General features: G+C 44.7%; 24 protein-coding genes and 1 pseudogene. 8 read left to right on the top strand and 17 right to left on the bottom strand.

Annotation, left to right across the window (positions count from 1 at the left end):
* Window positions 1-25: 25 nt before the first annotated feature.
* Both ACM6JA_RS00485 and ACM6JA_RS00480 read left to right on the top strand, forming a co-directional pair.
* Entirely contained in the window at window positions 26-1,501 is a 1,476-nt protein-coding gene (locus tag ACM6JA_RS00485; protein WP_414850719.1) for an RtcB family protein, read from the top strand.
* A gap of 319 nt (window positions 1,502-1,820) precedes the next feature.
* Window positions 1,821-2,189, top strand: a complete 369-nt coding sequence (locus ACM6JA_RS00480; protein WP_414850718.1) for a hypothetical protein — start codon at window positions 1,821-1,823, stop codon at window positions 2,187-2,189.
* A gap of 59 nt (window positions 2,190-2,248) precedes the next feature.
* Here the strand turns inward: ACM6JA_RS00480 and ACM6JA_RS00475 are convergent, their stop codons facing one another.
* From ACM6JA_RS00475 to ACM6JA_RS00425, 11 genes and pseudogenes are all read right to left on the bottom strand, one after another.
* On the bottom strand, window positions 2,249-2,692 hold the full coding sequence (locus tag ACM6JA_RS00475; RefSeq protein WP_106784688.1) for a hypothetical protein: 444 nt from the start codon (window positions 2,690-2,692) through the stop codon (window positions 2,249-2,251).
* Between the two features lie 120 nt (window positions 2,693-2,812).
* Window positions 2,813-3,028 (bottom strand): hypothetical protein, encoded by a 216-nt coding sequence (locus ACM6JA_RS00470; protein WP_414850782.1) that lies wholly within the window; start codon window positions 3,026-3,028, stop codon window positions 2,813-2,815.
* A complete protein-coding gene (locus ACM6JA_RS00465) occupies window positions 2,971-3,093 on the bottom strand; it encodes a hypothetical protein (RefSeq protein WP_409179233.1) in 123 nt (40 codons plus the stop codon). The genes ACM6JA_RS00470 and ACM6JA_RS00465 overlap by 58 nt, the downstream gene beginning before the upstream one ends.
* A 695-nt stretch (window positions 3,094-3,788) precedes the next feature.
* Window positions 3,789-4,181 (bottom strand): VOC family protein, encoded by a 393-nt coding sequence (locus tag ACM6JA_RS00460; RefSeq protein ID WP_414850717.1) that lies wholly within the window; start codon window positions 4,179-4,181, stop codon window positions 3,789-3,791.
* 53 nt (window positions 4,182-4,234) lie between these two features.
* Window positions 4,235-4,827: pseudogene (locus ACM6JA_RS00455) on the bottom strand (hypothetical protein).
* The gene (locus ACM6JA_RS00450) at window positions 4,824-5,711 is read right to left on the bottom strand and encodes a TIGR01777 family oxidoreductase (RefSeq protein WP_414850716.1); all 888 of its coding nucleotides are present in this window, start codon (window positions 5,709-5,711) and stop codon (window positions 4,824-4,826) included. Before ACM6JA_RS00450 ends, ACM6JA_RS00455 begins: the two are co-directional and overlap by 4 nt.
* A gap of 175 nt (window positions 5,712-5,886) precedes the next feature.
* The gene (locus tag ACM6JA_RS00445; protein ID WP_414850715.1) at window positions 5,887-6,531 is read right to left on the bottom strand and encodes a hydrolase; all 645 of its coding nucleotides are present in this window, start codon (window positions 6,529-6,531) and stop codon (window positions 5,887-5,889) included.
* Between the two features lie 148 nt (window positions 6,532-6,679).
* Entirely contained in the window at window positions 6,680-7,246 is a 567-nt protein-coding gene (locus ACM6JA_RS00440; RefSeq protein WP_414850714.1) for an NADPH-dependent FMN reductase, read from the bottom strand.
* A gap of 20 nt (window positions 7,247-7,266) precedes the next feature.
* Complete coding sequence (locus tag ACM6JA_RS00435; RefSeq protein ID WP_414850713.1) at window positions 7,267-8,325, bottom strand: LLM class flavin-dependent oxidoreductase; 1,059 nt, start codon at window positions 8,323-8,325, stop codon at window positions 7,267-7,269.
* A gap of 15 nt (window positions 8,326-8,340) precedes the next feature.
* Window positions 8,341-9,282, bottom strand: coding sequence for a ring-cleaving dioxygenase (locus tag ACM6JA_RS00430; protein ID WP_414850712.1), 942 nt, complete (start codon window positions 9,280-9,282; stop codon window positions 8,341-8,343).
* A 51-nt stretch (window positions 9,283-9,333) separates the two neighbouring features.
* A complete protein-coding gene (locus ACM6JA_RS00425) occupies window positions 9,334-9,777 on the bottom strand; it encodes a MarR family winged helix-turn-helix transcriptional regulator (protein ID WP_007720281.1) in 444 nt (147 codons plus the stop codon).
* A gap of 147 nt (window positions 9,778-9,924) precedes the next feature.
* Here ACM6JA_RS00425 and ACM6JA_RS00420 point away from each other — a divergent pair, with 147 nt between their 5' ends.
* A complete protein-coding gene (locus tag ACM6JA_RS00420; RefSeq protein ID WP_414850711.1) occupies window positions 9,925-10,413 on the top strand; it encodes a hypothetical protein in 489 nt (162 codons plus the stop codon).
* Between the two features lie 47 nt (window positions 10,414-10,460).
* On the opposite strand, the gene ACM6JA_RS00415 is transcribed toward ACM6JA_RS00420, so the two are convergent.
* The 3 genes from ACM6JA_RS00415 to ACM6JA_RS00405 form a co-directional block, all read right to left on the bottom strand.
* Entirely contained in the window at window positions 10,461-11,348 is an 888-nt protein-coding gene (locus tag ACM6JA_RS00415; RefSeq protein ID WP_414850710.1) for a LysR family transcriptional regulator, read from the bottom strand.
* A 15-nt stretch (window positions 11,349-11,363) separates the two neighbouring features.
* The gene (locus ACM6JA_RS00410) at window positions 11,364-12,572 is read right to left on the bottom strand and encodes an MFS transporter (RefSeq protein ID WP_414850709.1); all 1,209 of its coding nucleotides are present in this window, start codon (window positions 12,570-12,572) and stop codon (window positions 11,364-11,366) included.
* A 90-nt stretch (window positions 12,573-12,662) separates the two neighbouring features.
* The gene (locus tag ACM6JA_RS00405) at window positions 12,663-13,325 is read right to left on the bottom strand and encodes a type 1 glutamine amidotransferase domain-containing protein (protein ID WP_414850708.1); all 663 of its coding nucleotides are present in this window, start codon (window positions 13,323-13,325) and stop codon (window positions 12,663-12,665) included.
* A gap of 218 nt (window positions 13,326-13,543) precedes the next feature.
* Between ACM6JA_RS00405 and ACM6JA_RS00400 the strand changes: the two genes are divergently transcribed.
* Both ACM6JA_RS00400 and ACM6JA_RS00395 read left to right on the top strand, forming a co-directional pair.
* Window positions 13,544-14,116, top strand: coding sequence for a TetR/AcrR family transcriptional regulator (locus tag ACM6JA_RS00400; RefSeq protein WP_414850707.1), 573 nt, complete (start codon window positions 13,544-13,546; stop codon window positions 14,114-14,116).
* 157 nt (window positions 14,117-14,273) lie between these two features.
* On the top strand, window positions 14,274-15,026 hold the full coding sequence (locus ACM6JA_RS00395) for an SDR family NAD(P)-dependent oxidoreductase (RefSeq protein WP_414850779.1): 753 nt from the start codon (window positions 14,274-14,276) through the stop codon (window positions 15,024-15,026).
* Window positions 15,027-15,086: 60 nt separating this feature from the next.
* Here the strand turns inward: ACM6JA_RS00395 and ACM6JA_RS00390 are convergent, their stop codons facing one another.
* Window positions 15,087-17,261, bottom strand: a complete 2,175-nt coding sequence (locus ACM6JA_RS00390) for a serine hydrolase domain-containing protein (protein ID WP_414850706.1) — start codon at window positions 17,259-17,261, stop codon at window positions 15,087-15,089.
* A gap of 261 nt (window positions 17,262-17,522) precedes the next feature.
* On the opposite strand from ACM6JA_RS00390, the gene ACM6JA_RS00385 reads away from it, so the two are divergent.
* A complete protein-coding gene (locus tag ACM6JA_RS00385) occupies window positions 17,523-19,307 on the top strand; it encodes a response regulator (protein ID WP_414850705.1) in 1,785 nt (594 codons plus the stop codon).
* A 29-nt stretch (window positions 19,308-19,336) separates the two neighbouring features.
* On the opposite strand, the gene ACM6JA_RS00380 is transcribed toward ACM6JA_RS00385, so the two are convergent.
* Window positions 19,337-19,495, bottom strand: coding sequence for a hypothetical protein (locus tag ACM6JA_RS00380; protein ID WP_007720288.1), 159 nt, complete (start codon window positions 19,493-19,495; stop codon window positions 19,337-19,339).
* 257 nt (window positions 19,496-19,752) lie between these two features.
* On the opposite strand from ACM6JA_RS00380, the gene ACM6JA_RS00375 reads away from it, so the two are divergent.
* Window positions 19,753-21,093: an erythromycin esterase family protein gene (locus ACM6JA_RS00375; protein ID WP_414850704.1), complete on the top strand. Its 1,341-nt coding sequence runs from the start codon at window positions 19,753-19,755 to the stop codon at window positions 21,091-21,093.
* Between the two features lie 55 nt (window positions 21,094-21,148).
* Here ACM6JA_RS00375 and ACM6JA_RS00370 read toward each other — a convergent pair whose 3' ends face one another.
* Window positions 21,149-21,739, bottom strand: a complete 591-nt coding sequence (locus tag ACM6JA_RS00370; RefSeq protein ID WP_414850703.1) for a DJ-1/PfpI family protein — start codon at window positions 21,737-21,739, stop codon at window positions 21,149-21,151.
* A gap of 149 nt (window positions 21,740-21,888) precedes the next feature.
* On the opposite strand from ACM6JA_RS00370, the gene ACM6JA_RS00365 reads away from it, so the two are divergent.
* Window positions 21,889-22,761: a LysR family transcriptional regulator gene (locus tag ACM6JA_RS00365; protein ID WP_414850702.1), complete on the top strand. Its 873-nt coding sequence runs from the start codon at window positions 21,889-21,891 to the stop codon at window positions 22,759-22,761.
* Window positions 22,762-22,898: the final 137 nt, after the last annotated feature.

The raw sequence follows: 22,898 nt of genomic DNA, 5'->3' as shown, positions 1-22,898 counted from the left end.
AAATGGTGATAAAGGTGGTTTTATATTGAGCAACACTCCGATTAAGTATTTCATCAATCCAGAAGTAAAAGTGGAAAACAATGCAGTAGAGGAGCTGCACCGGCTTTTAGAGGTGAATGAAACAATTGTAACGCTGCAAAAGCATTCACCCGATTATTTTGACGATCCCGATGCCGGAGTTTTGGAAGTAGCCATTACGCCCGATTTTCACAAAGGGAGCGGCATTCCTGTAGGCACGACGCTGTTTACGCGTGGGTTTGTGCTGCCGCAAGCGATTGGCAACGATATTAACTGCGGGATGCGTCTGTATGTCACGGATTTGTGCGAGGAACAGATTCGCACACATTTGGATGCCATTGAACGGAATGTACGCCATGTTTTTTTCGAAGGGGGCCGCAATATTCCCATGACGCGGCATATGCGAGAAAAAATGTTCAAGGAAGGCCTGATCGGAATACTTGACAGCCACAAGGAAGCGAAAGGCGAGGGAATTTGGCGTTATTACAACGAGAGGCAGCAGGAGCTCGATCTGAACCATGTTAATAAAATGGGGTCTTTTATCGCGGAAGCGACGATTGGACTCGATGATTTTCTCGGTCCTGCCGAGCTTTCCCGGGATGCACAAATCGGCTCGCTTGGCGGCGGGAATCATTTTTTTGAGATTCAGGTGGTCAAAAAAGTACATCAGGGCGCTATCGCCAGTCAGTGGGGGCTGAAAGAAGGGCAAGTCGTCCTCATGATTCATACCGGCTCTGTTTCCATTGGTTATAACAGCGGTGCATGGATCACAGAGATGCTGAAAAAGATGTACCCGACTTCCTTGAAGCATCCGGATAACGGCATGTATCCACTGCCTCTTTCAGAGCGTTTCGAACCGCAGTGGAAAATATTTTGGAGTCTCCTGCACAATGCGGCGAACTTTGCATTTGCCAATCGATTGATGCTGGGCCTGATGATGTACAAATCGATTTCCGATGTGTTGGGCGATTTTGAACACAGGCTGTTGTACGATGCGCCTCATAATTATTTGTGGGAAGAGCAGCTCGAGCATGTAGGTGGATTTTTGCATCGAAAAGGGTCGTGTACGGCGAAATCGGCCGAGCAAATGATGGGCACGCCGTTTCAGTATACGGGTGAACCTGTGTTTATTCCCGGTTCCATGGGCTCGCACAGCTTTATTTTGGCTGGGCTCGGCAATCGGGATAGCTTGTATAGCGCAAGCCATGGCGCAGGTCGTGCACTTTCTCGCGGAGATGCTGTGAAAGTGGACGATGACAGATTTCGCGAGTTTCTTGCCAACTTCCGCGTGATCAATCCGATTGACCCGAAGCGGGCGGACTTGCGTGGACGGAGCGATATTTTGAAGAAGTGGGAAGAAGAGCTGAAAAAAGAGGCGCCGTATGCCTATAAAGATATTACTCCGGTGATTCAGTCGCATGTGGATTATGGGATGGCTGAGATTGTGGCTGAGGTGGCTCCGATTGCTACGGTGAAAGGATAAGGAAATAGAAGTAGGGGCTCCCCCTTTTCCTATGCCTTGTTACTCACTTCTTAGGCAGTACTTTACATTCGTGACTGATAAAGAAAGCAAGTGCTGCTTGTTTCATGTAAGATCCTAAAATAGCGTTTGCTTTGTTATTGAAGTGTAATGGAATGAACAGTTGAAATTGTACAAAGAGAGTAAGTTTGTTTTATTATGGTTTTTATTGCCATTTATTTGAAACTTTTTCCGTTTTTTCGTCATAACAACTAGGTGGTTGCCTAATTGGTTACAAAAAAACTTACATTCTTACAACATGTCTTTATCAGGAGGGAAAATGATGAAAAGACTATTAATATTCTGTGTTAACGGCGTCATTGCTATCTGGTTCGGTATTCTTTGGCTCTATAAGATGCTACTTTCTAGTGATATGCCAATGTCTATTTCTTCAGATGAAATGCAATATATGATTCTAACATTATTCATCTCCACAATTGTAGCGCTGATTTATGTTAAATTTACTTCTAACACTAGACTGGTTTATTTTCTTGTTATCCCTTCTTTTCTTTGGGGCTTTTCCATGGTTCAATCTTTAATTAAAAGCTACCATGAATACAATACAATGATTACTCTTGCTGGATTTGTTGGCAGTATATTAATTGTTATAACTTCATCTTTAAATGCCAGACGATTATCAAAAACATCTTAAATGTTCCCTAAAATCAAAGAACGTTCACTCCAAACAGGAGTGAACGTTCTTGAGTTTGTTTACAATCCCGGAAATGGGACCGTCACCACAGAACTTAATGTATCAAAAAGTTTGGCAAGAAAATCCCAAAATGCTCGATTATCGTCTTCGCTTCCCTTATTATCCTCTCCGCAATCAATTACCTCTGTTCGACGAACCACTTTATCGATTTGCTTCGTAATCCAGTTAGGAAGATCGAATTCCTTCTTGATGAACTTGGCAAATTCACCTGGATATACGTGACCTAAAATTTCAATAGCAAGGGATTTCGTAGAAATATCAAGATTTTCACCATATACATCATAGTAAATATCTTTAATTTCTCTTGCGATTTCTTTCGCCGTCATAACCTCATTATTTAGCACAGTTCGAAGATAAGAGTCATTGTCAATATGAACGCTTCCTGGCTTCATTGTGAAGGTGATGTTTGTTCCTGGTACATAGTGAGTTACTCGTTTAGCCATTATACATTCTACTTTTAAAGTGTAATTTGATAAGCAACAGTATTTGACCGGTCATTGTCGCTTTCATCTATCTAGGAAAAAAACAGAGGTAAAACAGAACAGTTTACAAAAAATATTTTTTCACCCCCTGAGTTTCTCAATAAACTGCATCGTAATCTCTTGAATCCCCTCTTCTTTTGAAAGTTTAAGAAAGCTTACTAAGTTGTTAATTTCAGGTTCCATTTCTTCCAAGACCTTGAGTAACGCTTCGTTATCTCCACTTTTTGCTTGCTCGACCATTAAACTAAATGCGTGGTTAGATATTTGTGCAGCTTCTTTAGGCTCCGACTTTTGCATTGATTCACGCCTCTTTCTCCCATGTTTAATTCTTTTCCGACTTCTTTTGCTGTGAGACCGTCCAAGATAACCTTTCGGATGACATGCCTTTCCTTTGCACTAGGCAATTGTCCTAACAACTCTTCAACATAAAGATTGTCGCTGTGTTCGACCTTCCATTGTTGCTTGCCAAAATCGTCTAGGATTGGACATTCATTACATAACCTCTTTCTTTCTCTATAGTTTAGGTTCCAAGCAATACGTCGTAAAATTTTTCTACATTCCTCTTTTGTCAAATGCTCACCGACCTTCCAATAGACTTAATGTTAAAAAAACAAGATCATACGTTCTGTTTTATTAACAAAAAAATAAACGCACCAGATTCAAACTGGCACGTCTCAATTACTGAAATGATGACTCTTGCTGCACACTAAATTGTGAGAGGTTCTGTTATTACTTTTAATACTGAGAAATTTCGTATTTCATAGGGTTTCCTCCTTCTATAGATGTGTGTTTAACCAGCGAGAGACTCATGGAAATTACTGTAGTTAGCATGTTTTACTTCGAAGGACTGCAATACCCTTGCTGGCTGCTGGCGTACCCACTTCTGCTGTTGCCCGAGTGGATTAGTTCATGTTGTCTATTACTATTTTACCAAATCGTTGAATTTTACTAATGTAAATTCCTTTAATGTAAAGTTTTGTAATTAAATGTAATCAGGAGGTGATCCATAAACTAGAAAAAGGTCGCGGAATTTTTGGGAAAATAAAAAAGAGACCGTTCAAAATGATACGGTCTCCCCTTGTACTTCACTCACGAAGGCATGTGTATTCTCTTCTGTGTCTTTGAAGAAGGTCATCCATGTTTCTGTTTGCCCCATTTTGGCTACGAGATGTGGCTCGTCGATAAACATAACGTCCCTTTTTTTAAAATCTTCAAAAGCGGTTTGAATGTCATCCACTTGAAAGTAAAGGACGGAGCTGGCGTGTGCAAATTGCTCTTTTTCCGGTAGGCTCAGCATGAGGCGAAGTCCGTTACATTCAAAGAACGCCATATTGCCTGTCTGAAACAAAAGAGGGAGCGCGAGCTGCTCTTTGTAAAAATGGACGGCTTTTTCCAGGTTTTTGACAGGGATGCCGATTTGCCCTACTTTTTGAATCAGGTTCGTTTTCATGATAAATCCCCCTTTTGTTCGCGTTTCCTCATCAGCATAAACGAATCAATTGATTATTTCTTATCCAAAATCACTTTTTTTCTGAATCGCAGAGGAGAAATGCCGACATGCTGCTTAAACATTTTGCTAAAGGAAACGGGGTTACTGCAAAGCGTCCATTTCTTTTATTACATCGAAATGTCCGAGCAATATGGTCCGCATAATCTGGTGAAATTGTTCTTCATAACCGATGGAGTCCCGATCCAGGAAGGTGAGACTCTCTTTTAAAGTCGCTAACTGAAAAGCCAGTGTGTGGCTCGTATGATAGGTTTTTTCAAAAAAACCGATCGAAGCCATTTCCTTATAAGGATCACTGAGAAGGCGATCCGTTGAATCCACGAGCGCGCTCAAAATTTCCTCGCCAAAACCATGCCCGAAGAAAATACAAAACGATTCCACTTCCTCATCTTCCTCGATGGCAATGGTATACTCGCCTTCGTTTAGCAAGAGATACCTGCCCTCTTCCACAGCAAAAAAGCCTCTACTTGTCTTGTATTGTGCCCTTCCATTATGGAAGGTCTTAATGGAAAGCTGCCCATCCCCCTTCCCAGTAAAATTGCTTGCTTTTTGCGTGGAGAACAAAGTTCATGGAAGGTTTGGCGGTCATTTCAAAATATCCTGCAACGTCTTATCGATATGGGCAAAACGAAACTGGTACCCTTCACGCTCAAGCCTTTCTGGAATGACCCAGCGGCTTTTCAGCACCAGCTCTGTTTCCGTTCCGATCATCATGGCCCCCATTTCCAGCATCCATTTGGGAGAAGGCAGTCCGAAGCTCCGATTCATCACGCTGCGAAAATGCTGCATGAATTCACGGTTTGTGACGGGATGTGGAGAAGAACAATTGAATACGCCGCTTAAGTCAGTTCGCTCCTTTAAAAAGAGAATGATCTGGAAGATATCTTCGACATGAATCCAGCTAAAACGCTGATTGCCAGACCCTTGTACACCCCCAAGTCCAAAGCGAACGAGATTTTTGTATGGATCGATAACCCCGCCGTTTTCACCCAGCACGATTGCCATGCGTAAGGCTACTTGTCTCGTATGCGGCAAATCAAAGGAAAAGAAGGCAGATTCCCATTGCTTGGCGACATCAACGGAAAAGCCTGTTCCAATTTCCCCGCTTGCTTCTGTCATGGGACGATCCTCCGCATGCCTATAGATGGTGGCTGTGCTGGAATTGAGCCAGAGCAAAGGTGGGTTTTTGCAAGCCAAAACAGCATTGCCGAGTATGTGAGTGGTCTCTGTCCGGGATTTCAGGATTTTTTCCTTGTTCTTATCATGGTAACGACAGTTGACGGATTTGCCCGCCAGGTTGATGAGCAGCTCGGAATTTTCCAAAGCTTCCACGATTTTTGCATGATTGTCCCACGTTATATGAGGAGAAGTTCTTGCGATGATCCTTACTTCATAGCCAAGTTGATTGAATTTGTCTGCCAGATACTTGCCGATAAAGCCAGTGCCGCCGGCCAGGATCACTTTCTTTTTCATAAGATCAACTCGCTTTCTTTGCTTTGCGTATTTCTTACAATAATTGTAACATGGTTTTCTCTTTGTTACTGGAGATTGGAAAAGTCCTCATGGGAAAATAAAAAAGACGCAGACCTTCTTTCCTCGTGAGAAGAAGATCCGCGTCTTTTAATTATGATGGTTGTTGGACCGCAAGTTACTTAGCTGCCTGGCCTTCTTTAAACGCTCTTTGGAAGCTTTCGATGAGCAGGCCGTAGTTTGGCATTACTTCCGCATAGATTTCTGCGAACTCTAGGGCATCTGGGCGGTTCCATGTTTTTTGCAGTTCAGACATGACAGCGAGTGTATCAATAGGAACTGCTCCTGCTTGCACTACGCGAGCCAGTGTAATATCTGTCGCCATCTTGCTCCAGTTACCCGATGCGTCAATAACTGTGAAGACTTTGTAGCCTTCTGCCAGTGCAGACAAGGTAGGGAATGCCATGCAAACGCTGGTGAGTGTACCGGCAATAATCAGGGTCTTCTTGCCAGTGGCTTCAACCGCTTTTACGAAATTAGGGTTATCCCAAGCATTGATCTCACCGTTACGCGGTACATACACGTTATTTGGCAGGATTTCAGCGATTTCTGGGATCAATGGGCCATTCGGGCCAGTTGGTACAGAGTCAGTTGTGAGTGTCGGGATATTCAGCAGCTTTGCCACTTTTGCAAGGGCAATCACGTTTCGGCGGAGTGTTGGCACATCCATATCCCCTACTGTTTGGAACAAACCGCTTTGGTGGTCGATCAACAACAGAGCTGCATCGTTTACATCAATTACATTGTGGTTTTTCGTTGCCATGGATAATTACCTCCTAGAATTTTTGTTTTTGAATTAGATGGTGTCATGTATAGGCCTTCAGGTGTCTGCTACATGACAATCACCTCCTAACTCTTTTGGATGATGTCTTTGAATCAAGCTTCTTTAATTTGAGATAAATTTAATTCGATTAAAAATCGTACTCCTCATCTTTTTGCTCCCGAATCCTTGCATACGCATCGACGAGCAGTACGGTATCCTCGACGAGACGCTCCAGGCGGAAGTGAATATCGTCATTGATGATTTCTTTGCGGTTGAAGTCCTTCTCTTCGATAAAGACATAAGTGGGTACGATATGCGCCTTCATATAAGAGAGGATCGGCTTCAACTGTTGTTCTGCCATGAGATAGTGTTTGGAAGTTCCTGCTGTGACCAATACGCTGACCACTTTATCCCGGAATGCGTTGACGGGCAACAGGTCAAAAATGTTCTTCAATGTGGCTGGGATGGATGCTTGGAATGTGGGTGTTCCAATGATAAGCGCATCGGCTCCCATGATGGTTTCAGTCACGAACTTGGTGTCGCCTTCGTAATCCGTGTAATTTCGTCCGTCACTGAAGACGAGATTGTACTCGGCTAGGTCAAGCAGCGTAATTTCTGCCTCCGGGTATTTTTCCCGGGCCTTTTTGAGTGTCAAATCCATCGCTGTTCTTGTTTTCGAGCCTACATTAGAGCCTGCAATTCCGACGATTTTCATAGGTGCCACTCCTTTTATGGTTAGGATTTGGTTGTATGCTTTTTCACTTCTGGCAAGATTTTCGTTGCGATCAGTTCGATGTTTTTCGCGATTTTATCAAAAGGTACACCGCCAAAATCGATTTGCGCCATGAAGCGTTGTTGTCCGTACATTTCGTATTGGTAAAGCATTTTTTCGATGATGACGTCAGGGCTGCCTATCATTAACGCATCACGATAATCGACAGACTGTGCAAACTGTTGCTTCGGATAGCCACCGCCACGCAATGCGATAAACCCACCATTTAGATGCGGATAGAACTCACGAAGCGCATCCGAAGTCTTGTCGGCTGTATAAAACAAACTCGTTGTCGCTACTGGCAAGGTCGCTGGGTCAAAACCATTTTGCTTCGCTGCCTCCCGGTAAGCATCGACGGAGCCCTTGAAGTTGATGGCTGGACCTCCAAGTGTGGTCAGCATCATAGGTACGCCAGCTTGACCAGCTTTAATCGCGCTTGCAGGTGGTCCCCCTACTGCACGCCAGATGGGAAGACGTCCTTGTAAAGGCTGCGGCAGAATCGATGCGTTTTGTAGTGGTGCACGGAACTGCCCTTCCCACGTAACGCGATCCTCGTTATTTAGCTTGAGAAGAAGGTCCATTTTCTCTTCAAACAATTCCTCATAGTCGCGCACATCGTAGCCGAGGAGGCTATATGCTCCTACTCGGGAACCGCGTCCGGCAACAATTTCTGCCCGACCATTGGAGATCAGATCCAAGGTAGCGAAATCCTCATACACGCGGACCGGATCAGATGTGCTCAATACAGTGGCGGAGCTAGCGATTTTAATGTTTTTCGTAGCTTGTGCGATCGCACCCAGAATGACGGTATGTGCTTGCGTCGTAAAATGCGTCTGGTGGCTTTCGCCGACAGCGAATACATCAAGTCCTGCTTCATCTGCCAGCTTACTTGCTTCGATTAATTCCTTGATGCGTTGTTCAGAAGAAATCTTGGAGCCGATGTGTGGATTCGGGACATGGTCGCCAATCGAATATAAGCCGAATTCAAGTCCCTTTTTGGTGTCGATACGATATTGTTCCATGTTGATTCACTCCTTTTAGTCAATAGGTGTCAATGTCGCTTCAATTTCTGCTCGGCGTTCTTCGAGGAATGGAGGTAAGTCCAAAGCTTTTCCGAGCTCCTCGACGGTTGAATCTGCTGTGAAGCCAGGACCGTCTGTTGCAATTTCGAACAAAATGCCGTTTGACTCACGGAAATACAAGCTTTTGAAGTAGAATCGATCCACAATCCCTGTTGAACGGAAACCGCGTTTTCGAACGGCGTCATCCCAGTATTGCAGCTCTTCATCGTTTTTCACGCGAATTGCCAAGTGATGAACACTTCCTCGACCCGGTTTTTCAGGGGTTCCCTCTTCCTGCTTGATGACAATTTCACCGAAGGATTTACCAGCGACGGATTGATAAATGGCTTCTTGTTCTGAGCGTGATACCTCGGTATAACCGAATGTGTCTGTTAACAGACTAGCTAATTTGTCCAAGGAACGGACGGTAATCTCAACCGTGCCGATTCCCAAGATGCGATGCTTTTCTTCAACTACGGATTCGCCCCATGGAGCCCAATTCGATGGAACTCCTTCGCCGTTGTTATTGATCAGGATCATTCGCAGGCCTTCCGAGTCTTCGAAATGCAAGGCATCGCGGCCAGCGTACTTGGTAATCTCGCCATGGTGAACATTCAGTTGTTCAAAGCGCTTTTTCCAAAAGGTCAAGCTCTCCAGTGACGGAACGAGCAGTCCGATTCGAGTGATCGCGTTCGTGCCGCGTACGGTTTTTCCTACCATCGGCATTTCAAAAAACGACAACTCGGTTCCAGCGCTGCCTGTCAAATCTCCGTAAAACAGGTGATACATCGACGGATCGTCTTGGTTGACGGTTTTTTTCACTCTGCGCAGTCCCAATACGTTTTGATAAAAGTGATTATTTGATGGAGCATGTTTGGTTAACATAGATACATGGTGATGGCCTGGGATGGTGTACATGGTAGTCACTCCTTGTTTAACTTGACTAATCAAGTGATGGTGTAAAAAAAATTACACAGGCGGTAATTCTTTTTTTTGGCTATTTTTATGAATCCGTGTCATTAGGGTGTAAAGCGTTTTTTGTTCTTCTTCACTTAGAACCTCATCGAAGAATGACGACTGAAACGCTAGTTGTTCAGGAAAGGCTTGTTCCAGTACGGCTTCCCCTTTTTCGGTTAGGCTGATCGTTTTCGTTTTCCAATCCTGCTTGCGTACAATGTAGCCCTCTTTTTCAAGTCTGACGAGCATCCGAGAAATACCACCTTGTGTAACGGTTACTTTCTCAGCTAACTCCGACTGGGTGAGAGGCTGGTAGACGCTTATTTGCATCAGGACATCGAATTGAGCTGTTGTTAAATCGAAGCGTTTGAGAAACTCATTTGACAGCTGGTTGCTTTGGGTGGTAAACCGCATCAAGCGTAACCAGATTAATGAGCCTATGGTGTTATTACGCATGTTAGTTTGCCTCCCTTCGCTGAGCTTATTATCACTTTACTACTCAATTGATAAAAAGGCAATACCATAAATGATAGTCTAAAGGACCAAGTATTACATCAGTCGTATTAAAATATGGGAAACTATTTATAAAATAGGGGATCATTTATGGAGAAAAAATCAGGAGTATACTTTGGCAAAGAAATTGCCTTAAACAACTTGAGAGATATCCTATTTCACTATCATACTGAAGAAAATGCAGATTATGAAGTTACCGTTGATTGTAAAGAGTTCGATCCAAGAATTGAATTAGATGCTGAAATAATTGGGTCTTATGTAAGAAAAGAAGACATAGAAGAATTGAATTTGAAATTAAAAGGGCTACCAGGGAACTTCCGTTGGTGCACATACAAACACTGGCATACGACTGCAGAAATCAATGAAGTAAAATATGAAGCATATGGGAAGGAAACGCTAGATGGTGAACGGTTGCTTATATTAGAAGATTATACAGGAGAGTTGAATGATCTCAGATTAAAAATATGCAATCTCCCTCAGCATTTACAGTGGGTGACATTGAGGAAAAATATTGATGGAACATATCCAAATATGCAAGAAAATTTTAGATCCTGGATAAACGAGATGTTAAAACTTTAAACTGTTTGTAAGAATGTGCCGCTCCATTATTAGGAGCGGCATTATCTTTATCTATTGTTGTTTTCAACCGTCTTCTTCATCGTTTCAATTAATGCTTTCAAGAGGGGCAAATTCCGGTTCTTCATATGATACGCCAAGTACAAATCATTAAAAACAGTAAAGGACGGGTAAATAATCTTTACTTTGTTTCTGGACAAATGATCATTCAGCATGAACGTGGGCAACAGGCTGATTCCAGCGCCATGCTCGATAGCCTTCAGCACACTGTGCAAATCCGGTACGACGTGTGTCGGATGCGTTTGTGGACGCTTCTGAAAATGCTCGCGCCAAAAACGGCGGATGATCGGCAAATCCAAATCATAGCTGATCCATGGCTGTGAGCATAGCCAAGATTCAAAAGACTCCTTGTCGTCAAACGTTGGTTCACTGTAATCGGGAGGTGCCACCAAAGCAAATTCCTCTTGCATGTACGGAATATATTCGACGCCTGGCGCGGAAAGCTTCTGCGACATGACGATGAGGTCTACTTTTTCCTCCAGCAGGAATTCGAGTATCTTGGAAGCGACACCGAGATAGGCGATGACGCGCATTTGGTAGCTTCCGATGTGCGGAGCTAGCTTCTCACGGAAAAACTCATGCGCTGACCCGATTCGAATCACAGGTAAAGATGTGGCCGCTTTCGTCTTGAGGGTCTGCGTGGTTTCTTCCAAAGCTTCGATGAGCGGAACCACCTGAGTATAGAGCGCTTTGCCTCTCTCGGTAGGAATCATTTTTCGGGGAGCTCGTGTAAATAATGGCTCACCCACCTCTGCTTCCAGGGAGGCCAAATGTTGGCTCATGGCTGGTTGGGTCATCATCCTCGTTCTGGCAGCTTCCGATACGGAGCTATGCTTATAGATGCTGATAAAGCTTCGGTACCATTCAAAGTCCACCATGTTGGCTATCCTTTCTTAACTGAGACGTTTCTGGTGCTGTGCTCCCCATATCGTAAACAAAATTCCGATGACCGTCACGAGTGAAGCGACCCAAGGAACGGCAGAAAGACCGCCAGCAAAGTTAAGATCGATAACAACGCCCCCAATATAGGCACCAAGCGCATTTCCCAGGTTGAAGGCCGCGATGTTCAGTGTCGAAGCGAGCGTAGGTGCTTCCTTGGCCGTGTTCAGCATGTGGAGCTGCAAGCCAGGAACCGTACCAAATGCGGCAATCCCCAAAATGAATACCGTTATCAAAGTGAGTGGCTTATTTTGATCGGTTAAGCTGAACACAGCGAGAATGAGCGCCAGTACGACAAGTATCCCGAGCAAGGAAGGAAACAGCTTGCGGTCTGCCAATTTTCCTCCGTAAATATTCCCGATGGTAATCCCTACGCCGAACAAGACGAGGATGTACGAAACAGAGCTGGGGGAGAAGCCCGTGATGTCCACCAGGATTGGCGAAATGTACGTAAACGCGGTAAATACGCCTCCAAATCCGAATACAGTCATCATAAGCGCGATATGAACCGCTGGGCGCTTGAGCACGCGGAGCTCTTGCCGCAGACTGGATGTTGCGTTGGCGACCTTCGGAACGAGCATAACAATTCCGATCAAGGCAATGATCCCAATCATCGTGATCGCCCAGAAGGTAGAGCGCCAGCCGTACGCTTGCCCCAGAAACGTTCCAATCGGTACACCCAAAATATTGGCCAGTGTCAGTCCGGTAAACATGATCGCGATGGCACCCGCGCGTTTTTCCTTGGGAACCAGCTCAGCGGCAATGACCGAACCCACACCGAAGAACGATCCGTGGGTAAGAGCAGCCAGGATGCGAGCCAGCATCAAAACCGTATAGTTCGGTGCGAGAGCGGCTAGCGCATTTCCCGCGATAAATAGAATCATGAGAAACAGCAAAAGTGCTTTACGCGGCATTCTGTGCGTAGCCATCGTAATGATGGGAGCGCCGATAGCGACACCCAATGCATATCCGGTAATCAGGAATCCAGCCATCGGGATGGATACGTTCAAACTGGTGGCTACTTCAGAGAGCAGTCCCATAATGATGAACTCTGTCATCCCGATCGCAAATGCTCCGAGTGTCAGAGCGTACAAGGCGAGAGTCGATCCTTTGCGAGTGGCCTGATCTCGTTCATAGTGACGGGCCATATTTTCTGTTGCCATGGTAGTGAGTAGCCCTCCTTTTGTATAAAGAAAATGAAAAGATGAATAGGGGAGGAGGCTGATATTTTTCGTCTATCAGCCTCCCGTGTATTATTCGCCTAATTTGTTTACTACTGCTTCTGTGACAGCGAGTGTAGATTGAGGATTTTGTCCGGTAATCAGGTTGCCGTCGACTTCTACATGGGTGTTCCAGTTTGGTGCCGCTACAAAAATGGCACCGAGATCACGGATTTTGCTCTCCAGGAGGAAAGGCAGGTAGGACCCCAAGCCTGTCGCTGCTTCTTCTCTGTCTGTGAAAGCATTCACGCGCTTGCCTGCGACTAGCGGCTGACCATCGGACAAGGTCGCGCCAACCAGACCGGCAGGACCGTGGCAAACAGCCGCTACGATTTTTCCTGCTTCATAAAACTCTCGCAGTAATTGCTGAAGCTTTTGGTTATCTGGCAGGTCAAACATCGTACCATGACCACCTGGGAGGAAAATAGCCTCGAAGCCGTCTGCTGTTACGTCATCCAGCTTTTTGGTGTTTTCCAGATGCTTGGCGGCGTCCAAGATTTCTTGCGGTGTTTGCTCGTCCACGCTGCCAGGGTCAATCGGACCAGCTCCGCCCAGTGGGCTTGCTACTGTGATTTCATAGCCTTTGTTTTCGAAAGCCAGATAAGCCTCTGCGAACTCGGATAGCCAGATTCCTGTCTTTTTGCCTTCCTGCATATCTGTATGATTGGTGACTACCATCAAGATTTGTTTTGCCATCTATATTGCCTCCTATATTTTTTGATTGGGGGGTACAGTTGCTATTCTAAGGTCGGACTATCGATAAAACAAATTATGTTTTATGTAGTTATCTATAAAAAAATTTATGGATAAGGAATAAAAGATACAAAACCTTGGTCGTGAGTGGTTTTGTCGTTCTATTCTGGTGTATATTTTGTGGTAGTAATCTATCGGCAGTAAATACAGGAGTGACATGAATGGCAAGTGTGAAGGAAAAAATACTAAAAGCAACCTTTGATTGTATTGCGGAAAAAGGCAGCGCATCCGTATCCCTCCGAGATATTTCAAATAAAGCCCAAGTCTCTTTAAGTCAGATTCATTATTATTTTTCCGGCAAAGAGGGCTTACTGGTTGAAGCTACGGCTGAATTTATGAAAGAAGATATACAAGCCTTGCGAGCATACCTCGAGGACACCCGGGATCCCATAGAGAGAATCGAAAAAACAATCGATTACGTTTGGGAACAAAACAAGAATCAATTCCCGTTGTTCAAGGTGTATTTTGATTTGCTCTGCACAGCTATCTGGAACCCTATTTTGGCTGAACAAACCAAGCAATTGCAGGATCAGCTCGTTGAAGCGATCCTCGATGAAGAGATGAGCTTGGGTGTCGCGAACCCTACACTTGCCAGATTTATTTTGACGTTTACAGATGGATTTGGATTGCAATTATTACAAGGGGCTTCGCAAGACAAGCTGGAAGAAACCTTTCTCATGTTCAAAAAAATCGTAAAGCAGTATGTACAAGCCGCGGGAGATGAAGTCTCATAACATCGCCAAAAGTCCAAGTCAATTTGGGCTTTTTTATTTTAAGTGGCAGGCGTAAAAAGATGGGAGTTGCAAATTTGCAAGAGAGAACTATAATGAAATCGTAACGATTCGGACGGACGTCCGAACGAAAATCTCAACTAATCGGGAGGGTTTTATGATGAGATTAAAAGATAAAGTAGCCGTTATTACCGGTGGTGCAAGCGGAATTGGACGTACAACTTGCCTTAAATTTGTAGAAGAAGGAGCAAAGGTTGTTGTAGCGGATTTTAATGAAGAGTTAGGCAATGAAACAGTGGTGATGCTCAAGGATAAGGGCGGAGAGGCTGTATTTAAAAAGGTGGATGTAAGCGATTTCAATCAGGTGGAAGAATTGGTAAACTTCACAGTTGAAACGTATGGTCGGATTGATACGATTTTTAACAATGCTGGAATTGTGAAGGGAACACCTTTGCTTGAACTTGAGCCAGATATGTATGAAAAAATCATTAAAGTGAACCAGGACGGCGTTTATTACGGCATTTTGACGGCAGGGCGCAAAATGAAAGAGTTGGGGATTCAAGGAACCATTATCAATACATCCTCCATCTTTGGATTCTTAGCGAATGCAGGAACCTTTAGCTACAATGCGTCCAAGGCCGCGGTTAAATTGATGACACAAACGGCTGCATTGGAGCTTGCTCCTTATGGTATTCGTGTAGTCGGTGTGGCTCCTGGTGTAGTGGATACACCTATTTATAACCCGCTCAAGGAAGCAGGCAAGGCCCACATCATGACTGATAAACAGATGACAAAGCAATTCACTGCGCCAGAAGATATCGCAAACGTTGTGGCATTTTTGGCATCGGATGAAGCACGCGCGATTAACGGAAGCACCATTTTGGTCGAGGATGGGTATACTTCTTTCAAATAGTTCCGCATAAAAAGAGACCGGCATTCACCCTGAACAAGGAGAGTGATGCCGGTTTTTTTCTTAACGGCTAAATTCCTTTTCGAAGATGGCCATATTAACCTCGACAGGCTCTGGACCGACCGCATTAATGTTCGTCACCAAAATATGCTTCCCGTCAAGCGTACCACCCGCCAAATTCTCAAACCCATGGATGCCTCCGCCGTGCCCCCAATAGGTTTTCCCGTTCGGCAGTGTTACCTCATAAATGCCCAGTCCATATTTACCAAAAGGAGAATCCACACCGGTCGTCATCTGCTTCAGCATCTCGCCATTTAATAGTTTTCCACCGAGTAGTGCACTGAAAAAGATAGTCAGATCTTTCCCGGTAGAGATCATTTCTCCCGCCGCATTCGCCCATGAAGGATTATACTCTGTGAAATCATACAAATTACCTGACACATCCATGTTATAGCCTGTGGCATGCTGACCCGGAATTTTGGGATTACTGCCACTAAAGGATGTATCTGTCATCTGAAGCGGGTCGAGGATCCGTTTCTTAATCTGCACATCGTACGTTTCTCCTGTCACCTTCTGAATAATAAGACCAGCTAGCACGGTATTTGTATTGGAATAGTCCCAGCCTGATCCTGGTTGAAATACTGGCGGCTTAGCCAGTCCCATACGTACAAGGTCATCGACGGTATATTGGGGGAACGAGGTAGCGTGCCGCATTTCTACACTCGTGTAGCTCGCAATTCCGCTCGTTTGGTTCAATAACTGACGAATCGTGATTTTGTTGCCGTCATACCCATTGCCCTGTACCACACCGGGAAGCCATTTTTCTACCGAGTCATCCAGATTCAGTTTTTTCTCCTGGACCAACTGTAATACAACGGTAGCAACAAACGACTTTGTGACACTTCCAATACGGAATGTAAAGTTCGGTTCCATCGGACTCTTATCTTCTAGGTTAGCTACGCCCGCAGCATAAGACCAATATTCGCCGTCACTTAACCCTGCAGCGACTATGCCTGGGATTTTCTCGCTTTTTGTTTCCTGGTCAATGAACTGTTTCATTTCGTCCCGATGTTTTTGGGCCGCTTGATCCGGGGTGGAAGGTTGGGTGGCTTGTCCCGAGAATTCAGTCATTTGGATGTTCTCCATATGAGGAACAGCACCTTCTAATACGTTGATACTCATCGCGATCACATGCTCGCCGTCTTTTGTTCCACCTGCGAAGTTGGTGAATCCAGGAATGCCGCCTTGATGACCCCATATGGTAGTGCCATTCGGCAATGTTACTTCCTGAATACCGAGTCCGAATTTCCCGTGTGGAGTATCAACAGTGGTCACCATTTCTTTCTGCATTTCAGGTGGTAACAGTTTTCCACCCAATAAAGCACTGAAGAACGTAGTTAAATCTTGTGCAGTCGAGATCATACCTCCTGCCGCGTCTGCAAACGAAGGGTTAAGGTCAGTCATATCCATTAATGTACCGGCATTGTTAAAGTAGCCATTCGGACTCTTTTCAGGCAAGGAAGTAGAGCCCCCGGGCAATTGTGTGTCTTTTAATTGAAGCGGCTCAATAATTCGTTTCTGTATTTGCTCTGCATACGTTTCTCCAGTGACCTTTTGGATAATGAGTTTCATAAGCACAGTATTCGTATTCGAATAGCCGCCCGTGGTCGGTTTTTGTTTTAATGCACGAGAAATTAGCTGTTCGACTGTCAGCGTTTGAGTGGAGTTCGAAAGTAAACTTTGCTTGAGTTCACCATCTAAGTAGTCTGCAACTCCACTCGTATGATTTAATAACTGACGAATCGTAATTTTGTTACCATCATATCCATTGCCTTGCACGACACCTGGCAGCCATTTCTCCACCGAGTCATCGAGGCTTAGCTTCTTTTCCCCAGCTAGTTGCATGGCAACTACACCGACGAACGATTTCGTTATACTCCCGATTCGAAATGAATAGTCAGCCTCCATCGGTTTCTTACTTTCTACATTCGCTTCGCCGGAAGCATACGACCAGAAATCCGTCCCCTTCTTTACTGCAAAGATGACACCTGGAATGTTTTCGCTGGCAGCAGCTTTATCAATCGCTTCTTTTGTTTTGGTATGGTCCGTTTTCTGTTGTTGCGTGATTGTCTGGTTCACACCTGCTTCCGCACAACCGTAAGTAGGAAGTACCAGCGTCCCTATTAATAGTGCAGATAACGTAAGGGACGCTCCTTTGTGCATATGGAATGGTTTCATTTCTCATCGCTCCTCAAAAAGTTGAAATGTGTTGTCTCACACAGCCAGCTTATTCTCAAGGCTGTAAAATCACATAGTGACAATACCGTTCTATCTATGTATGACATCGTGCCAACCCATCATATTTGCGGCATGACAGAATGTCATAGGAGCTATATGACACGGCTATTCTGCTTGACGAATCTGGAAATGATGATGCATGATGAGTCAGAAACATTCGGGGATTTCCTTACTATTCAAATGAGCAGGAGTACATGACAAATGTTATCCATGATAAAAAAATGGTTCTGGTACAATTGGGTGGTTTTTGCCTTACGAACGATTTGGCTAGGCATTATCGTCATAGCAGATATTATGTATCCGGCAATGATAGCCGTTCCGTTCGGAGTCATCATCCTGATTGCCTTTTTGGTTTATGCCATTCCATTGATCGTTCAATATAGAAAAGAAAATTGGTATCTGGCTGTCGAAGTCGTAATGACAGGCTTTTTTTACCTATATGTGGCCTATGTAGCGCCGCAATTGATTTGGTCTTTCGTTTTACTGGTGATGATTATTGGTGTGGCCAGTAGTCGCAGAACGTATATGTGGACGGGAATCTCTAGTGGGATCATTTTCCCGGCTTTGAACGGGTTGATTGCGAATCATCCCCCGTACGAGTTCATGTTTAGTTGCAGCTTTGGTTTTGCTATGGGTATGGCGTTTAGTATATTAATTGAGTCTCATAAACAAGCCCGAATCATTCAGGAGCAGAAGCAACTGTTAGAGCAGCATATTAAGCAAATTGAAGAGCTTACCCTGATCGAAGAACGTAATCGGCTGTCACATGAGTTGCATGACACGATTGGTCATTCGTTAACCTCTTTGCTTGTCGGTGTTGAGTCACTCCGATCTTCGGTTCCTGATTCACAGATCGAACGGGTCGATACACTTGTCTCAATTGCACAAGGCAGCCTAAATGATATCAGGAAGCATTTCAATCAGCTTTCTGATGCTCGGTTGAACAAGTCGTTAAGTGAAGCGCTACTGGAATTAACAGAAGAATTTATGAAGTCAACAGGTGTAACGGTCAACTTCCGTGTGATCGGCAGTGAGACGCTCGTTATGCAAAAAATGAGCTTTTGTTTACATCGTTGCCTGCAAGAATCGCTCACAAATGCGGTTCGTCACGGCCAAGCAAGTGTGATATCTGTTGATCTGTATTTCGAAAGTCAGCAACTTCGTTTACAAATCGAAGATAATGGCAACGGAACAGAATCAATCCAGTTCGGCTTAGGTCTAAAGGGTATAAAGGAACGGCTTGAGCAACATCAAGGTATGCTGTCCGTTCATTCGCAACCAGGACAAGGTACTGTTGTCATTTGTAATGTTCCTTTACAGGTAGAACCTGGACTTGGCAGTATCCGCCTGCTTATTGTTGACGATCAGGTGATGATTGCCGACAGCTTACAGCAAATCTTAAGCCAGCAGGACAATTTTATCGTTGTTGGTACAGCTAGTGATGGGCAAGAAGCATTAGAACAGTGTGAGCGACACCAGCCGGATATCGTGTTAATGGACGTGCACATGCAAGGGATGAACGGACTGGAGGCCTTCCTTCAAATGAAACAACACTGGCCGAACATGAAGGTTGTGGTCATGACAACGTTTGAGGATTCGGTACAGGCAGCAACAGCATTGGAGCATGGGGCGGAAGGATATATGCTGAAGTCTACTCGTCCAAAAGAGATGATGGAAGCGATGAAGCTCATCTATAGCGGGGGAACGTGGCTTGATCAGTCGATCGCCACGCGCGTATTCGAAGAGATGAAGCGCCAACGTGAGCAGTTAGAGAAGTACAGCCCAAATGATCCGTACGGCTTGACGAAACGGGAGAGGGAGATTTTACAGCTGTTATCGGATGGGCTTCGCTACAAATCGATTGCCACCAAACTATATTTATCGGAGGGAACGATACGGAATTACTGTTCCACCCTTTACTCGAAGCTCGGTGTCAGCAACCGGGAAGAAGCAATTGAACTGGCGCGAACCGAGAGTATCCTATAGATGACAAAAAGACGGGAGAAATCCCGTCTTTACTCTTCCGGCGTTCGATCGAGGAACAGTCGCGTTACCTTTGTGTAATCCCCTTTTTCCACTTCTTCTTCCGTCGCCTTTTCTTCCAAAGGATCATGACCGTACATGCTTGGCGCAATTGTTGGATCGTGCTCAGAGGAACGCTTTTTATTATCCATGATTCACCACTCCTTTAGTAGGTAGGGTACGATGGATGGCCTATTCTTATCCCCGATCGCAGCATATGACATGGGAAATGCTATTCCAAAAGTACCGATCTTCAAGATCCGGTGCTTTTTTTGATGACAGATTGTCATATGGGGTAGGGAGAAACCGTTGGTAACAGGGCGTTTGAAATTTATGACATAACGTTACTTGTTGTACAGGAAGTGCTCGGGCCATACTTTGAGCAAACGAAGCTTTTAGGAGGAGAGAAATGAACTTTTACAGAAGTAGCATCGTCGCGGTATCGATTTGTGGTCTACTCTTAACAGGAGCCCATTCCACGTATGCAGCTCCATTAACCGAGATGGACAGCGAACAACAAGGGAAGAAGGCAAAGAATCTAAGTCCAAAAGAATGGCTAGAGCTGAAATCTTTTCACTTGAATAGCGCTGAGCCTGGGACTGATCTTGAAGATATTGAACCGCTGCGCAAAATGATCGGTTCTGCTTCAATCGTAGGTTTAGGTGAGGCAAATCATGGCAGTCATGAAGTTTTTACGATGAAATACCGGTTTGTTGAATTTCTCGTCATGGAAATGGGCTTTACCACCCTTGTATTAGAAGAAAACTGGGGCAACGCATTGCAACTCGATCATTACGTTCTCACAGGAGAAGGGAATCCGAGTGAATATCTAATGCCCCTATTTCAAACACAAGAAATCGTAGACATGCTGGAATGGATGCGTGAGTACAATGCCGATCCCGAGAACGAAGAGAAACTGCGGGTGGTCGGGATGGATGTACAAAATGTCAGCGAAAATGTATACGATGAGATCAGACAGTATGTAAAAAAATATAAGCCTGACCTGCTGCCCCGTCTGAATGAAAAAATGAAGGAACTTGCCGAAGCTACGAAGGACCTGGAAGCCTATACAGCTTTGCCAGAGGCCATTCAGGAAAAACATCATGAGCAAGCGAAAGAAATCACGAAAATATTGGAACAAAACAAAAAACGTCTGAACGGCCAATCCAAGGAGTTCGCAAGGATCAAGCAACACGCCAAGGTCATTGAGCAATTTACTGGCATATATATCAATTTCTCGGAGAATCCATCAGAAGTATTTTTGAGGCATGATATCGCGATGTTTGAGAATGCGAAGTGGGCTCATGAACAGCTGGGAAAAACAATCGTATGGGGACACAATGGGCACATCGCAAAGAACAATATGTTGCCGGATGTATACCCGAAGCTCGCCGGTCAGCATTTACTGGACCATTATGGTAAGAAATATGTAACGATTGGAACTTCATTCGGGAAAGGCGATTTCAACGCGTATAACCTTGAAAATAAAATTGTTCCAGTTACCATTGAATCGAATGATCCAAAAACATTCAATCACACCCTGGATCAAGTCTCAAAGGATCAATACTTTGTTGATTTACGGAATGCTACAGGTCGCACCAAAAAATGGTTAGAGGAAGAACGGCCGTTTTTGATCGGTTTCGGTTCTGCTAATCCAAGCAAACCAAACATGGTAACAACTTCGCTTGGGCAAGCATTCGATATTCTCATTCATATAGACACAGTGAGCGCTGGCAAGCTTGTTCGTTAAATAGCAGAAAGAAACCGGCATTTACCCAAGAGCAATGGGCAGAATGCCGGTTTTATTATACGAGAAACCCCATCAAGCGTTTCACATGGTCGGTATTTTCGCGGGATGTCAGCGACTCCAGAAGAGTAAACGCCACATCAAAAGCGGTCGAAGGATTGTACGAGGTGATGACATTGTTGTCGATCACGATGGATTGGTCAGGAATAACATTGGCACCCATCGCTGCCAGCTGTTTTTGTCTCAATTGGTTGTTCAGATTATAGGTCGTTGCGTTTCGTCCTTGCAAAATCCCGCTTTTCCCGAGGGGAAGTGCGCCGACACAGATGGAGGCAATCACTTTGCCTTGCTTTTCAAATTCACGTATGAAAGCGAGAACGTCCTCGCGATAAGCATCTTCATAAAAGCCTGCATGCTCAAAACCGCCAGGCAGTGCCAATGCATCGAAGTCATTTACATTCGCATCGTCGATCACCATTTCGGGAATCACAGTAAAATTCCACGTGCATTTCAACTCTTTGCGCGTTCCCACGGTCACCAGCTCCGTTGTTCCGTCGCCCTCTTCCTTGTTCCAGCCGATTACGTCTGTAAATACGCTAGCCTCTACTGCTTCAAAGCCGTTCGGTAATAACAAGCACACTTTTTTCATCGAAAATCAGCTCCTGTGTTCGAATCGTTCAAGCCGTACCGGTACTTACCAAGAATCATATGCTATCATTGGTTATTAGTAAAAATGAAAGTTCTGAAGATGATCTTTAGAAATTCTGATAACAAACGTGCGGGCAAGGGGGAGCGGGCATGGAGATTCGCCAATTTCAAACCTTCAAGGCAGTCGTCGATTTCAACAGCTTTACGAAGGCTGCGCAATCATTGCAATATTCACAGGCGACGATTACGTCCCATATTCAGCAGCTAGAAGAAGGAATGGGTGTCCCTCTGTTTGATCGACTGGGAAAGAAAATTCAGTTAACCGCCTATGGCCGCGAGCTGTACACGTATGTCGAGGAGCTGCTGGTTTCGTATGCGAAGATCAAGGATATATCAGCGAATGAGCAATCACTGCAAGGCGAGCTGCGTATCGGAGCCTCGGAGACGATTACGATCTATCGGTTGGGTGACATTTTGTCCAAGTACAGAGCGAGCTACCCAGGCGTAAATATTTCATTTGTGATGGACGACTGCATTCGTTTGCGGGAAAAGCTGCATGAGGGTCTATTGGATATCGTGATCACGCTGGAGCCAAAGCTCGATGATCCGAATCTGGTCGTGGAGCAGTTCTCTACCGAGCGGCTGGTTTTTATCGGGGGGCGCGATCATTCGTTTGAAAAAATAGAGGATGCTGGCGAGGAATGTATGATTTTCAGTGGAGAGCATTGTGCTCTGCGGCGGTTTTTTCAACGATTCTTGGAAAAAAGGGAGATCAAGCCGAAGCACCACCTGGAATTCTCCAGTATGGAAGCGATCAAGCAGAGTGTGGCGAACGGGCTAGGCGTGAGCTTGATGCCCTATATTAGCGTCGAAGCCTTGTTGAATGAGCAAAAAGTGAAAATGATAGCGTGCGAGGAAGAGCTGTTGTTCTATGCACAAATTGCCTACCATAAAAACAAGTGGCTTTCACGGGCGCATAAGAAGTTTATTGATTTCATGCTGGAAAGTCGGGATATTGGGTAAAGCGGCAACCAACCAGTCTGTTTTGGTCGAGAACCAGAGCAGGCTGGTTTTATTTTCGGAAAATTTCATAACTTGTTTGACATTCGTTTTTCTACAATGCTAAGATCTAAGTGAAAGAAAACGAAAGGAAAACAGAA

Origin of the sequence: Brevibacillus sp. IT-7CA2 (assembly GCF_949767855.1) — a bacterium.
Lineage (GTDB): Bacteria > Bacillota > Bacilli > Brevibacillales > Brevibacillaceae > Brevibacillus.
The sequence above is the reverse complement of the archived record's forward strand: the minus strand, read 5'-3'. Positions and strand labels throughout refer to the sequence as shown.

Coding starts and splice junctions, on each gene's coding strand:
- ACM6JA_RS00435 (WP_414850713.1), bottom strand. CDS start 8,325: ATGGAACAATATCGTATCGACACCAAAAAGGGACTTGAATTCGGCTTA.
- ACM6JA_RS00400 (WP_414850707.1), top strand. CDS start 13,544: ATGGCAAGTGTGAAGGAAAAAATACTAAAAGCAACCTTTGATTGTATT.
- ACM6JA_RS00390 (WP_414850706.1), bottom strand. CDS start 17,261: ATGAAACCATTCCATATGCACAAAGGAGCGTCCCTTACGTTATCTGCA.
- ACM6JA_RS00480 (WP_414850718.1), top strand. CDS start 1,821: ATGAAAAGACTATTAATATTCTGTGTTAACGGCGTCATTGCTATCTGG.
- ACM6JA_RS00405 (WP_414850708.1), bottom strand. CDS start 13,325: ATGGCAAAACAAATCTTGATGGTAGTCACCAATCATACAGATATGCAG.
- ACM6JA_RS00370 (WP_414850703.1), bottom strand. CDS start 21,739: ATGAAAAAAGTGTGCTTGTTATTACCGAACGGCTTTGAAGCAGTAGAG.
- ACM6JA_RS00380 (WP_007720288.1), bottom strand. CDS start 19,495: ATGGATAATAAAAAGCGTTCCTCTGAGCACGATCCAACAATTGCGCCA.
- ACM6JA_RS00415 (WP_414850710.1), bottom strand. CDS start 11,348: ATGGTGGACTTTGAATGGTACCGAAGCTTTATCAGCATCTATAAGCAT.
- ACM6JA_RS00375 (WP_414850704.1), top strand. CDS start 19,753: ATGAACTTTTACAGAAGTAGCATCGTCGCGGTATCGATTTGTGGTCTA.
- ACM6JA_RS00410 (WP_414850709.1), bottom strand. CDS start 12,572: ATGGCAACAGAAAATATGGCCCGTCACTATGAACGAGATCAGGCCACT.
- ACM6JA_RS00365 (WP_414850702.1), top strand. CDS start 21,889: ATGGAGATTCGCCAATTTCAAACCTTCAAGGCAGTCGTCGATTTCAAC.
- ACM6JA_RS00425 (WP_007720281.1), bottom strand. CDS start 9,777: ATGCGTAATAACACCATAGGCTCATTAATCTGGTTACGCTTGATGCGG.
- ACM6JA_RS00460 (WP_414850717.1), bottom strand. CDS start 4,181: ATGAAAACGAACCTGATTCAAAAAGTAGGGCAAATCGGCATCCCTGTC.
- ACM6JA_RS00440 (WP_414850714.1), bottom strand. CDS start 7,246: ATGAAAATCGTCGGAATTGCAGGCTCTAATGTAGGCTCGAAAACAAGA.
- ACM6JA_RS00470 (WP_414850782.1), bottom strand. CDS start 3,028: ATGCAAAAGTCGGAGCCTAAAGAAGCTGCACAAATATCTAACCACGCA.
- ACM6JA_RS00450 (WP_414850716.1), bottom strand. CDS start 5,711: ATGAAAAAGAAAGTGATCCTGGCCGGCGGCACTGGCTTTATCGGCAAG.
- ACM6JA_RS00445 (WP_414850715.1), bottom strand. CDS start 6,531: ATGGCAACGAAAAACCACAATGTAATTGATGTAAACGATGCAGCTCTG.
- ACM6JA_RS00395 (WP_414850779.1), top strand. CDS start 14,274: ATGAGATTAAAAGATAAAGTAGCCGTTATTACCGGTGGTGCAAGCGGA.
- ACM6JA_RS00475 (WP_106784688.1), bottom strand. CDS start 2,692: ATGGCTAAACGAGTAACTCACTATGTACCAGGAACAAACATCACCTTC.
- ACM6JA_RS00430 (WP_414850712.1), bottom strand. CDS start 9,282: ATGTACACCATCCCAGGCCATCACCATGTATCTATGTTAACCAAACAT.
- ACM6JA_RS00385 (WP_414850705.1), top strand. CDS start 17,523: ATGTTATCCATGATAAAAAAATGGTTCTGGTACAATTGGGTGGTTTTT.
- ACM6JA_RS00420 (WP_414850711.1), top strand. CDS start 9,925: ATGGAGAAAAAATCAGGAGTATACTTTGGCAAAGAAATTGCCTTAAAC.